Source organism: Cupriavidus sp. GW822-FHT03E04, assembly GCF_058801495.1.
This window is the reverse complement of the sequence record NZ_JBXANI010000060.1, coordinates 1-12,356: the sequence shown is the minus strand read 5'-3', so window position 1 is coordinate 12,356 and position 12,356 is coordinate 1. Positions and strand designations below refer to the sequence as shown.

The following is a 12,356-nucleotide window of genomic DNA, read 5'->3' as shown; positions in this document are numbered from 1 at the left end:
TGAGTATCGCCTTAAGGCGATGCGAGTTTGGGTCCCGGCCGCTCTTTTCGCCGAAGCCCGAGGGGGTAGTCGCCCCAATCCGGCGCGCCTTCTTTGCCTACTTTCTTGGCAAGACAAGAAAGTAGGTCGCCGCCCCGCAGGGGTGGTGAAACAGCAGTTGAAGTTGCAGTTGCAGTTGCAGTCAACCACCCACCACCACCATCAATTCCCCGCATCCTCCCCCAGCATCTGCGCCACCGACCCCGCCATCCCAACCGCCCGCTCACCCAACAAATGCTGCAACGTAGTGAGCAGCTCATCCTCGTTATACGGCTTACCCAAATAAACATTCACCCCGATCTCAGCCGCATAACGCCGATGCTTCTCCGCCGTGCGCGAAGTGATCATCACCAACGGCATATGCGCGGTCCGGCTATCCGCCCGCACATTGCGCGTCAGGTCAAAACCATCCATATGCGGCATCTCGATGTCGACCAGCATCGCGTCAGGCATCACCTCCTGCAACTGCCGCAACGCGTCCACACCATCGCGCGCCAGCACCACCTGGTAGCCGGCCCGCGTCAGCAAGCGATGCGTGACCTTGCGCACGGTCAGTGAGTCGTCGACCACCATGACGGTCGGCTGCGTGGCCAGCCCTTGCACCGGAGCCGCGCCGCCTTGCGAGAACTCGGCCACCGCACCCAGCGTCGGCTGCTGCGCTGGCTGGGGCAGATGCGGCAGAGCGGCAAGCTGCGGACGGGCCAGCTCGCCGCGCTCGCGCACGAAGCGCTGCGCCAGCACGACCGGGTTGTAGATCAGCACGATCTCGCCGTCACCAAGCGTGGTCGCGCCGGCAATGCCCTCGAGGCGTGCCAGGTGCGGGCCGATGTGCTTGACCACCACTTCGCGGTTGCCGATCACTTCGTCCACGTGCACGGCGATGCGCTCGACACCGCTGCGCACCACCACCACCGGCGAATACTTCTTGCCTGCGGCTACCGCCGGCGTTTCCTCCAGCAGCGTGCCGAGGTAGTGGAACGGCACGGCGCCGCCGGGCGCGTCGAGGCTGCCCTGGTTGTAGGCTTCAAGCAGGCCTTGCGAGCGCAGTTGCTGAACCTGGTCGATCATGCCGCTGGGGATGGCGAAGGGCCGCCCGCCCAGCGTGACCAGCAGCACTTGCGTAATGGCTGTCGTCAGCGGCAGGTGCACGGTAAAGCGGGTGCCCTGCCCGTATTGCGTGGCCAGCGCGATGCGCCCGCCCAGCGCCACCGTTTCAGCGCGCACCACGTCCATGCCGACACCGCGCCCCGCCAGCTCCGACACCGTATCCGCGGTGCTGAAGCCTGGGGCGAAGATCATCTCGGTGAGGCGGGCATCGGCCGCATCATCGTCCGGCGCCAGCAGCTCGCGCTCGATGGCGCGCGCGCGGATGCGCACGAGGTCCAGGCCGCCGCCATCGTCCACGAAGTGCAGCACCACCTCATTGCCTTCTTGCTGCACTTCCAGTGTGAGCGCACCGGTGGCGGGCTTGCCCGCGGCGCGGCGCACGTCGGCGGACTCGATGCCGTGCACAACGGCATTGCGGATCAGGTGCTCGATCGGGCCGGCCATGCGGTCCAGCACGGAGCGGTCGACCTCTACGGTGCCGCCCTTGATCAGCAGGCGCACTTCCTTGCCGGTCTCGCTGGCGGCCTGGCGCGCCACGCGATACAAACGCTCGGCCAGCGCGTCGAACTGCACCATGCGCGCCTGCATCAGGCTGCGCTGCAGGCCACGCGTGAGGCGGGCTTGCGCGTCGAGGTCGCCGGCGGCGCGATCGAAGCCGCGCTGCAGGTTTTGCTCGACGGTGGCCACGTCGTTGACCGACTCGGCCATCATCCGCGTCAGCTCCTGGAAACGCGTGAAGCGATCGAACTCGAGCGGATCGAACTCGACCGTGTGCTGGGCATCGGCAGTGCGCGAGGCCATCTGCGACTCGGCCTGGATCTCGATCTCGCGCAACTGGCCGCGCAAGCGCGCCACGTTGTCGTTGAGCTCGCCCAGGTAGCTGCGCATCGCGTCGAGCTCGCTCTCCAGCCGCGCGCGCGTCGCGCCGACTTCGCCGGCATCGGTGATCAGCGTATCAAGGGTGCGGGCCTGCACCCGCACCAGCGCGCGCTGGCGTTCGACGGCGTCGGTGGCGGGGGCCAGCGCAGCGCCCATTGCGGGCACCGGCAGGGATGCCCCCACCGGCCGCATAGGCGCACTGGGCAGCCACGGCTGCACCGTGGCGCTCGGCGGCGCGGCGTGGCTGGCAACACCAGCTTGTGGCGCGTCTTGCACAGGCGCAGGTGTGGGTGCGGCGGGTGCGGCCGGAACCGGCGCCTCGTCCGGCGCGCTGTTCTGCCCGGTCATGGTGTTGATCAGCTCGGGATCGTCCACCGGCAGCAGGCGGCCTGCCTGCAGCGCCTCGCTATGCGCGAGGATACGGTCGTACCAGGCGTACAGGCGCACGAACAGGAGCGGTCCCACGCGATCGGCGCGCACGGCGGCATCGAGCAGGGTTTCCATTTCGTGGGCGGCCTGGCCCAGCGCCATGGCGCCGGCCATCCGGGCGCTGCCCTTGAGCGTGTGCAGCGCGCGCAGGATCAGGCCGGCGTGGCTGGCATGCTCGCCATCGCCGCAGGCGGCCTCCCAGCCACGCAGCAGCTTGCCCAGCTCCGGCAAGCTGCCGTGCGCTTCTTCCAGGAAAATCTCGACGAGCGCCGGATCGGGGGCTTCCTCGGCGACCTCGGCGACCTCGGTGGCTTGCTCGTACGGCGTATCCGTGACACCCGGGGCCGCTTGTGCTTGCACCGCATGCAGGGGCGTGACGGTGGCGTCGTGCAGCATGCCGGCATTGGCCACGCCGGGCAGCTTGCCAAACAGCTGCGCAACCGGCGCGTCCTCGGCCTCGGCCAGCAGCTCCACCGCCGGCAGCGCCAGGCGCGGGCGCACCATGGCGCGCTCGCCAAGCTCCAGCAGGCTGCGGCAGAGCGCGTCATCGGCGGCAGGCCAGATGCCCGCGGCAAACTGGTGCAGCATGCCGCGCACGCGCTCCACCGCCTGCTCCAGCAAGCGGAAGTCACCCGGGTGCATCGCCACCGGGTGCGCGCCGAGCTGCAGCATCAGACGCTCAAGCGCCTCGGCAATGGCGCGTACCGGTTCCAGGCCGACCGTGGAAGCGCTGCCTTGCAAGGTATGCGCGACACGCAGCGCCAGCTCGCTCGGGCAGGGACGGCCCTCGTGGCGCCACTCGGAGAGATCGGTGGCGAACTGGCGGATGAGGTCGTCGGCTTCCTGCAGGTAGACGTTGTAAAGCGGCAGGCTGATGCGCACCGGGCCGATCAGCTTGAAGTGGTCGTTTTCCTCGGCTGGCGTGCTGGCAAAGCGGAAAGGAATGACCTTGGCATCCGCCGCCACCGTGTTGTCCACTTCGGCCTCGGCCGGGTGCTCTGCATCCTGCGCAGGGGGCTGGATACCTGGCACGGGTTCCAGCTCCATCACCGGTTGTGCTTCCAGCACCTGTTCGTCCTCGGGCTGCTCACCCGCGCGCACAGACTGCGCCGCGGCCAGCAGGCCCGTGGCATCGTGCGCGGCATGGGCATCGCCGCGCAGTGCGTTCACCCAACCAGACAGCTCATCGTGGGCACGCAGCAGCAAGTCCAGCAGGACCGGCGCCGGGGCGCGGGCCTCGGCAATCCAAAGGTTCATCACCTGCTCGATTGCCCAGGCTGCTTCGCCATAGCGATGCAGGCCGACCATCCGGCTGGATCCCTTGAGCGTATGAAAGGCGCGGCGCAGGCGGCTGATGGTATCGGCATCCGCCAGCGCGTGGAGGCCGCCGCCGAGATCATTGGCGACCTCGCCCAGCACTTCGACCGCTTCGGTCAGGAAGATATCCAGCAGTTCGGCGTCGATGGCGGCGGCATCGGCCGCGGCGGGCATGGCTGCCGCTGGCGCGGGCGTGCCGGGCACGCTGGCCGGCAGCGCCTCGGCCAGCGCCACCACCAGGCGCTCGGCCGCGCCGTGGGAGCCGGCGAGCCAGGCATTGAGCTGCGTGGTAGCTTCGCCGGCCTGGCGGCGCAGGCCGGCTGCGTCGTCGATGGCGGCCTGCTCGTTCATCGCCTGCAGCGCCGCGCGCAGCGCCTTCACTTCGGGCGCGTCAGCGGCCGCCGGATGGCGCATCGCCTCGTTGGCTGCCGCGCGCGCCTTGGCTAGCAGCGTCGCGTGGGAAACCGCGCCGCCCTGCTCGTCTTGCGCGGTAACGTCGACGGCATCGGCATGCGTGTCCGCTGATGCGGCACGGCCAAATGCCAGCGCATCGATAAAGGCATGCACAACACCCAGCTCGCCGGCAATCGCGGCAAGGTGGCCAGCGCGCTCGCTCACCGCGTCGGCGGCGCTGACAGGCTCGCCTGCAGCCTGCGTGGCGCGCGTGCCGGCAAGCCATTCCAGCGCTGGCATCACGCGCTCCAGCGCCGCCGCTACCGCAAGCGCATCGGCCTGCAAGGCTTCTGGCAGCGCGCCGGCCTCGCGCAAGCCAGCCAGCGTGCCGGCGAGTGCCGCGAACGCGCGTTCGGCGTCGCGCAGGTGCGCGCCGGCTTCGGCGCGGGTGGCATCGCGGTCATAGGCATCGAGCCAGGATTCGCCGCTGTCGAGGTGGCCGCGCAGTTGCGCCACTGCCGCCTCGCGCAGGCGTTGGGTGCGCGCCTGGTCCACCATCTGCGCGAGCCAGCGCGGCGCTTGCGCAGCGGGCTCGCCACGCTCATGCGCGCCAAGGTACAAGGTCAGTTCATCGCAACGCCGTGCGAACTCGGCCGCCGCCGCGTGCCCGGTGCTGCCATGCACGCGCCATGGCAGCGCCAGTGCCCGCCCCAGGAACAAGGCAATGGCGCTGGCGCCAAAGGGATCATCGGCACCAGGGCGGACCTGCAGCGCGGCATCCAGGCAGCGCTGCAGCGCCGGCTGGGCCAGCGGCTGCGCGGCTTCGGCCAGCACGGCGAGCGCGTTATGCCATTCACCGTGATCCGGGCCAGCGGCAGCGGCCCGCTCGAGCGCGGTGGCCGCCTGCTGCAGGTTGCGGGTGTCGATCGGGTCGAGCCAGCCGTAGTAGCGCACGCGGAAGTCGGCATGCACGGTGGCATGCGCCGCATCGATGCGGAAGGCTTGCAGGCATTCGCGAATGGCGGAGCGCAGCACCAGCACGGGCGCGCCCTGCGGTTCGTCCGCGGGCGGCGTTCCGCTGGTGGTGACCAGCAGGTACACGGCGTCGTTGAGCAAGGCTTGCGGCACCCGCACCTGGCCTTGCAGGTACTGGCGCAGCAGCAGGTGGGCACGCCCAGCCAGCCGCTTGGCCAGCAGGTCCGACGGCAGCAGGCCGTGGGCCAGCGCGCCGAACACCAGCGCCAGCACATGCCACACGCCGCGGTCTGGATGGTCGGTGGCCCGGCGCAGTTCCTGCTCGCTCGCGCGTACGTCTTCCAGCGCGGACTCCAGCGGCAGATAGGCCTCGTGCAACAGGCTCGGCTCGGCGCATGGCACCGGCAGGCGCAGCGCCTTGAGCAACGCCGCCTCGAAGCGCTGGCGCGCGCGCGTGACCGTGGAGGCCATGCGCATCGGCAGCAAGATGCCGGGCAGCATCTGCAGCTCGTCCACCCACAGGTCGGCGGGGTGCACGCGGTCTTCGCCAAGGCGGCCCAGCACGTCGGCATAGGAACAGAACAGCCGCACCGGATCTTCGTCGTCGCCAACCATCAGGTCGTCGACGTACTCGGCCAGCGCTTGCACGCCGAGGCGGAACGCGGCCAGCGTGCGGGCGTCGGCGGGCACGGCGCCGCCATCGATGCCTTCGAGCAGGCGGCGCAGCGCCTGGCAATACGGATCGACCCCGCGCAGGCCAACGATGTGCACCGCACCGGCGGCCTGGTGCAGGTGCTGGCCGGCCAGGCGCAGCGAAGTGGTGTCGCGCGCGCCCAGCGCCTCGGGCGCCTGCTGCACTTCATCGACGTAATGGCCCAGCTCGGCCGCGGCGTCATCCAGCGCGGCGCGCAGGCTCGGCGCCAGCCAGGCCAGCACGGAAAGATCACGAGCTACCGGGGCGGCAGGCTTCCTGGCAGGGGCGGCCAGCTCGGCGGACAGGTCCGGCGAAGGGATCGGCGCCAGCGGATCCTGCACGGCCGGATCGGTGCCGGCGGCCTCGCGCGAGACAGGGAAATTCAATGACATGACTGCTTCCAATGCGTCCAATGCGGTGGCGCCGGTCCGTGGCCCGCATCCGCGCGGGCTCGCGTTGAACACCAATGCTGACTCGTATGCTGACTCGTCAGGCGATCTTGAATCGCAGCACCGAATTGCGCAGCTCTTCGGTCAGCAAGGTCAGCTGGCGCACCGAGAGTGCCGTCTGGCGCGTGCCGGACGAGGTCTGCTCGGTCACCTGCAGGATCCCTTCGATATTGCGTGCCACCGCGGTAGCCAGCCCCGCCTCATGCGAGGTGGTCTGGGAAATCTGCTCGATCAGCTCGGCGAGCTGGCGCGACACGCGGCCGATCTCCACCAGCGCGGCGCCGGCGTTGTCCGACAGCTTGGCCCCTTCCACCACGCCCTGCGTGCTGCGCTCCATGGCGTGCACCGCGTCCTGGGTGTCGGTCTGGATGGTGCGGATCAGCGCGCCGATCTGCTTGGTTGCCTCGCCGGAGCGCTCTGCCAGCCGCTGCACTTCTTCGGCCACCACCGAGAAGCCGCGCCCGGCTTCACCGGCCGATGCGGCCTGGATGGCGGCGTTCAGCGCCAGCACGTTGGTCTGCTCGGTAATGTCGGAAATCAGCTCGACGATTTCACCGATCTCCTGCGAGGATTCGCCCAGGCGCTTGATGCGCTTGGAGGTGTCCTGGATCTGCTCGCGGATGTCGTTCATGCCGACGATGGCGTTCTGCACCGCGTGCTGGCCCTGCTCGGCCGCGGCCAGCGAGGCGCGCGCCACGTTGGCGGATTCCGCCGCGCCGCGCGAGACCTGCGTGATGCGGTCCGCCATCTCCACCACCGATTCGCCGGTCTGGCGGATCTGGCGCGATTGCTCTTCCGAGGCGGCGACCAGCTCGGTCGAGGTGTCCTGCACCTGCCCCGATGCCTGCGTCACCTCGCCGGCGGTCTGCTGCACCCGGCCGACCAGTTCGCGCAGTTCTTCCACCGTGTAGTTCACCGAGTCGGCGATGGCGCCGGTGATGTCCTCGGTCACGGTGGCTTGTTTGGTCAGGTCGCCGTCGGCGATGTCCTGCAACTCGTTCATCAACTGCAAAATCGCCTTCTGGGTCGCGTCGTTGTTGCGCTTTTCATCCAGGCGGCGGGCTTCAGCCTCGCGCTCGCGGGCCTCGGCTTCGAGGGTACGGGCACGCGAGTCGCGCAGGTACAGCGCGGCCAGGCCGGCCAGGAACAGCAGCGTGAGCAAGGCCGAGACGATGGTGGCGCCCAGCGTCAGCGGGCGCACGCGCGCGCCTTGCGCATAAGCGGCCTGCAGCGCGGACAGCTCGCCGCGCAGTGCCTCGTTGTCGTTGAAGATCTGCTGCTGCGCGCGCTTGGCGGCGATCAGGCCGGGCAGGTTCTGCAGGATGGTCTGGGTGGTCTTCTGCACCGCGTCGAAACGTTGCGACAGTTGCTGCAGGTAGCCGCGGGTTTCAGCATCTCCCGCCGCCGACAGCCGCAGCGCTTCGCTGCCGTTCATCAGGCCATCCAGGGTTTCGCGGAAGGTATTGGTGTCCTTGCCGAGCAGGAACGCGGTTTCCGGGTTGACGCCTTCGCCCGCCAGGAACTCGTTGAGGTTCTTACCCAGGCGCTGCGTCAGCATCACCAGCTGCGCGGAGGCAGCCACCTCGCGCGCGTTGGCGCCGCTTTGCAACTTGATTGCCGCCACCTGCTCCGCGCTTTCCAGCAGTTCGGGGTTGGAGGCGTTGAAGATCTGCAGCGTCTGGCCAATGGTGGTCAGGGTGGGCTGCTGGGCCAGCACGTCACCGGCGCTCTTCTCGGTGCGCTGCCAGGACTCCATCGCTTTTTCCAGCAGCGGCGCGGCGGCTGCGCCGGTCGCGCGCACGTGCTTCGCATCGCTGCCGTCTTGCAGCGCCTGCAAGTCGCCCGCGAGCTCGCTCTTGGACTGGCGCAGCTGCGTGAACGCCTGCGCGTTGCCCAGCAGCGCCACCGGCACGGCCTTGGCCAGCCGCTGCGAGTGCATCAGCATGTCGCCGGCGATCTCGATCTGCGCCGCGCCGTTGTTGGCTTCGCGGTTATCGAAATACACCGATGCCAGCAGCGCCGCCAGCGACACCACCACGCCGGTGGTCAGCGCGCGCTGCTGGCTGGCAAACGGGATGCGGGACAGCCGGCCCGAGAGCGTCTCGGCCGGGGTGCTTCGCGTGCTGGGCGCGGCTGCGGCGTCTGCCGCCAGTTCGGCGGCACCGGCCGCCGGTGCCTGGCGACCCAGGCTGAACATCTTGAAACCCATAGCACCCTCTGTCCGTTATTTTTTGAATTTGATTTGTCGCCGTGCCGTTGCGCCGTTGCACCGTTGCGGCTTCGCATCCTTGCAAGCGGCGCCGCGCGGCGTTCAGGCAGCCTGCCGGCCCACCTGCAGGAAGGCCGGTGACGCCAGCAACCTGCGCACATCGAGCACCTGCCAGTCGCGCCCGTCGCGATCGGCAAAACGCGCCCCCTCCCAGTCTGGCGCTGCATCCTGCCCCGCCGGCGGCGCGTTCGCCGCTTCCACCGGCAACGACAGGTCGCCGGCATGGCGCAGCCCGATCACGCGCGTGGCCAGGATGCCGCAGGCACGCTCCACCTGGCGCGACAGCACCACGATCTTGCTGCCCGGCTGCAGCGCGGTGGCTCCCTCGCCGCAGAACAGGCCGAAATCGATCACGCCCAGCAGGCTGCCGCGCGCGTTCACCAGCCCGGTGTACCAGGACTGCGTGAGCGGCACGCGGCTGGGCTGGCGCATCTCCAGCACCTCGCCCGTCTCCGGCAACGGCAGCAGCCAGTGCCGCTGTCCCACCTGCAGGCCCAGGAAGCTGTCCACCGCCGGCAGGCTGCGCGCCTCGCGCAGCCTGCGGGCCAGCATGGCCTGGTAGTCCTGCAGCCGGGTCTGGCGGGCACGAAGATCCTGGCGCGGCGCGGTCATGGTCGGGTTCCGGTGAGAAGGCAAGGATGGGCTCGGATGCAAGCGGGCAGGAAACCGGCGCGCGGCTCAGTGCGCCAGCGCAGCGATCTTGGTCAGCAGTTCTTCGCCATCGACCGGCTTGACGACGTAGTCTGCCGCGCCCTGGCGCATGCCCCAGATGCGGTCGGTGTCCAGGCCCTTGCTGGTGCACATGATCACGGGGATGTCCTTGAAGCGGTCGTCGCGCTTGATCGCGCGGGTCGCCTGGTAGCCGTTCTGGCCGGGCATCACCACGTCCATCAGGATCAGGTCGAAGGGTTCCTTCTCGAGCCGGGCGAAGGCCTGTTCGCTATTGCCGGCCACCGAGACCTTGAAGCCCTTCTTGCCAAGCAGGTCGGACATGAACAGGGCTTCGGTGGGGGAGTCGTCGACGATAAGGATTTTGCTGATAGTCATGATGATTGGTATTCCTTGGATTGCGCTCAAGCCGGCAAGGGGCTGGCCACGGCAGCGGCACGTGGCACGCAGGCGTCTACCGCCTGCAGCAGCGACTCACGGGTAAAAGGCTTGGCGAGATGGTCTTGCGCGCCGACCAGGCGGCCGCGCGAACGGTCGAACACGCCGTCGCGGGAGGACAGCATGATCACCGGGATGGCATGGAACCGGGGGCTTTTCTTGATGAGGGCGCAGGTCTGGTAACCGTCCAGGCGCGGCATCAGGATGTCGCAGAAGATCAGGTCCGGATGCATGTCGCCGACCTTGGCGAGTGCCTCGAAGCCGTCTTCGGCCAGCAGCACCTGGCAGCCGGCCTGGGACAGGAAGATCTCGGCGGTGCGGCGAATGGTGCTGGAATCGTCAATGACGAGCACCTTGCGGCGCGCAGGCGCAGCAGCGCCGCTAGCGCCAGCGCCAGCTTCGACCGCGCCGCTGACCTCGGCGTTGACCCGAATACCTTCTTGTAGTTGAGCGACCCGCATCTCGTTCCCGCGACCAGCGTGTTTCCCTGACGGAAACGCCGGCATTCACTTGAGAACTTCCGCGCAAGGCAGCCTGGCCGCCCCGACGGACCCCCGAAACAAAACGATTTGATTCCCGAAAACACGCCGGCCGGAAAGCCCCGGTGCCCGGCAAACGGCGGCGCGTGGTACCCGCGCCTGCCGCGGCCCACCCCCCAAAGGGTGGATTTTCAAATTTGAAACAGAGTGTGACAAGTCGCCGTGGGGCCGTCAATCCGGAATCTCGGGCGGCCCCTGGCGATCTGTCGCATCGACGCGACGCGACGCGGCGGGCTGAGGCCCCAAGCGGAGTCGTCACGGTCGCGTCATGGTGACGCATGGCCAGATCAAGCCATCCAGCCTGTGCTGGCTGGCGACGCGGCGGTGTTAGCGTTGCTGTTTAGCAACTCCAGCCAGCCTGGAGCATGTCAGAGCGCCACCATCTCGAAATCTTCCTTGCGCGCGCCGCATTCCGGGCAGGTCCAGTTGATGGGCACGTCTTCCCATTTGGTGCCGGGGGCAATGCCGTCTTCGGGCGCGCCGGTAGCTTCGTCGTAAATCCAGCCGCAGATCAGGCACATCCAGGTCTTGTATTCCATAACGGTCCAGTCACTCTCCATTAAAATTCAGGGCCAGATGGTACCGAATCGGCGCCGCCGGCGCCAGCCGGGCTAGCAGGATTCGGGCCAAATACGCCGTGTTCGCGCACGTTACCGCGTAAATGCCTCGCATTTGAGCCTTTTTGCCGGCATCTTCAAGGTAACTTGCTGCCTGTTAGAACGCGTTTCTCCCGCTTTTGATTTCACGCAAAGCCATGTCTCGTAACCAGCAGCTCTTCGACCGCGCACAGCAAACCATTCCGGGCGGCGTCAATTCGCCCGTGCGCGCCTTCCGCTCGGTGGGCGGCACGCCCCGCTTCATCACGCGCGCCGAAGGCGCTTACATGTGGGACGCCGACGGCCAGCGCTACATCGACTATATCGGCTCCTGGGGCCCGATGATCGTCGGCCATGCCCACCCCGAAGTGGTGCGCGCGGTGCAGGAGACCTCGGCCCACAGCTTCTCGTTCGGCGCGCCGACCGAGGCCGAGATCGAGATGGCCGAGGAAATCTGCAAGCTGGTGCCGTCGATCGAGCAGGTGCGCCTGGTTTCCTCCGGCACCGAGGCCACCATGAGCGCGCTGCGCCTGGCGCGCGGCTTCACCAAGCGCGACCTGATCGTGAAGTTCGAGGGCTGCTACCACGGCCATGCCGACAGCCTGCTGGTCAAGGCGGGTTCCGGCCTGCTGACCTTTGCCGACACCACCAAGAACGCGCCCTCCTCGGCCGGCGTACCCGCCGACGTGACCAAGCACACCATGGTGCTGGAGTACAACAACGTCGAGCAGCTCGAGCAAGCCTTTATCAAGCACGCCAGTGAGATCGCCGCGGTGATCGTGGAGCCGGTGGCCGGCAACATGAACCTGGTGCGCGCAAGCGATGCGTTCCTGCAAGCCATGCGCTCGCTGTGCACCAAGCATGGCGCCGTGCTGATCTTCGACGAGGTGATGACCGGCTTTCGCGTAGCGCTGGGCGGCGCGCAGGCGCATTACGGCATCACGCCGGACCTGACCTGCCTGGGCAAGGTGATCGGCGGCGGCATGCCGGCGGCGGCCTTTGGCGGGCGGCGCGACATCATGGCCTGCCTGGCGCCGCTGGGCGCCGTGTACCAGGCCGGCACGCTGTCGGGCAACCCGCTGGCGGTGGCGGCCGGGCTGACCACCCTCAAGCTGATCCAGGCACCGGGCTTCCATGACCGCCTTGCCGCGCAAACCCGCAAGCTGGCCGACGGCCTGGCCGCGGCCGCGGCTGATGCCGGCGTGCCGTTCGCGGCGGATGCCATCGGCGGCATGTTCGGCCTGTACTTCCGCGAGGGCGTGCCGGGCAGCTTTGCTGAAGTCACGCAGTGCGATACCGCGCGCTTCAACCGCTTCTTCCACACCATGCTGGATGCCGGCGTCTACCTGGCGCCGTCCGCCTTTGAGGCGGGCTTCGTCTCGGCGCAGCACGACGACGCGATCCTCACCACTACCATCGAAGCCGCCCGCAAGGCTTTCGCGGCATGAGGGCTTGTGTTGTTGGTCATTGAACTGCACTTCAAGGTCAAAGGCTGAAAGTCAAAGGCAGTTTCACCTCCCCTGCGGGGAGGCGACCTACTTTCTTGTCTCGCCAAGAAAGTAG

General features: G+C 68.3%; 7 protein-coding genes. 1 reads left to right on the top strand and 6 read right to left on the bottom strand.

Going from position 1 to position 12,356, the window contains the following annotated elements; genetic code table 11:
• Positions 1-201: 201 nt before the first annotated feature.
• From AC1RQC_RS40125 to AC1RQC_RS40100, 6 genes are all read right to left on the bottom strand, one after another.
• Positions 202-6,225, bottom strand: a complete 6,024-nt coding sequence (locus AC1RQC_RS40125; RefSeq protein WP_492886831.1) for a hybrid sensor histidine kinase/response regulator — start codon at positions 6,223-6,225, stop codon at positions 202-204.
• A 97-nt stretch (positions 6,226-6,322) separates the two neighbouring features.
• Positions 6,323-8,491, bottom strand: a complete 2,169-nt coding sequence (locus AC1RQC_RS40120; RefSeq protein WP_492376600.1) for a methyl-accepting chemotaxis protein — start codon at positions 8,489-8,491, stop codon at positions 6,323-6,325.
• Between the two features lie 102 nt (positions 8,492-8,593).
• Positions 8,594-9,163 carry a chemotaxis protein CheW gene (locus AC1RQC_RS40115; protein ID WP_492387113.1) on the bottom strand — a complete coding sequence of 190 codons (570 nt, stop codon included), beginning with the start codon at positions 9,161-9,163 and terminating at the stop codon, positions 8,594-8,596.
• Positions 9,164-9,229: 66 nt separating this feature from the next.
• A complete protein-coding gene (locus tag AC1RQC_RS40110) occupies positions 9,230-9,598 on the bottom strand; it encodes a response regulator (protein WP_043344417.1) in 369 nt (122 codons plus the stop codon).
• A gap of 26 nt (positions 9,599-9,624) precedes the next feature.
• Complete coding sequence (locus AC1RQC_RS40105; RefSeq protein ID WP_006159033.1) at positions 9,625-10,119, bottom strand: response regulator; 495 nt, start codon at positions 10,117-10,119, stop codon at positions 9,625-9,627.
• Positions 10,120-10,565: 446 nt separating this feature from the next.
• Positions 10,566-10,736 (bottom strand): rubredoxin, encoded by a 171-nt coding sequence (locus AC1RQC_RS40100; protein WP_006159034.1) that lies wholly within the window; start codon positions 10,734-10,736, stop codon positions 10,566-10,568.
• A gap of 215 nt (positions 10,737-10,951) precedes the next feature.
• On the opposite strand from AC1RQC_RS40100, the gene hemL reads away from it, so the two are divergent.
• Positions 10,952-12,241 (top strand): glutamate-1-semialdehyde 2,1-aminomutase, encoded by a 1,290-nt coding sequence (gene hemL / locus AC1RQC_RS40095; protein ID WP_492886829.1) that lies wholly within the window; start codon positions 10,952-10,954, stop codon positions 12,239-12,241.
• Positions 12,242-12,356: the final 115 nt, after the last annotated feature.

What these genes read in the sequence shown, in the direction of transcription:
- AC1RQC_RS40120 (WP_492376600.1), bottom strand. Translation starts at nt 8,491, where the DNA reads ATGGGTTTCAAGATGTTCAGCCTGGGTCGCCAGGCACCGGCGGCCGGT.
- AC1RQC_RS40110 (WP_043344417.1), bottom strand. Translation starts at nt 9,598, where the DNA reads ATGACTATCAGCAAAATCCTTATCGTCGACGACTCCCCCACCGAAGCC.
- AC1RQC_RS40115 (WP_492387113.1), bottom strand. Translation starts at nt 9,163, where the DNA reads ATGACCGCGCCGCGCCAGGATCTTCGTGCCCGCCAGACCCGGCTGCAG.
- AC1RQC_RS40105 (WP_006159033.1), bottom strand. Translation starts at nt 10,119, where the DNA reads ATGCGGGTCGCTCAACTACAAGAAGGTATTCGGGTCAACGCCGAGGTC.
- hemL (WP_492886829.1), top strand. Translation starts at nt 10,952, where the DNA reads ATGTCTCGTAACCAGCAGCTCTTCGACCGCGCACAGCAAACCATTCCG.
- AC1RQC_RS40100 (WP_006159034.1), bottom strand. Translation starts at nt 10,736, where the DNA reads ATGGAATACAAGACCTGGATGTGCCTGATCTGCGGCTGGATTTACGAC.
- AC1RQC_RS40125 (WP_492886831.1), bottom strand. Translation starts at nt 6,225, where the DNA reads ATGTCATTGAATTTCCCTGTCTCGCGCGAGGCCGCCGGCACCGATCCG.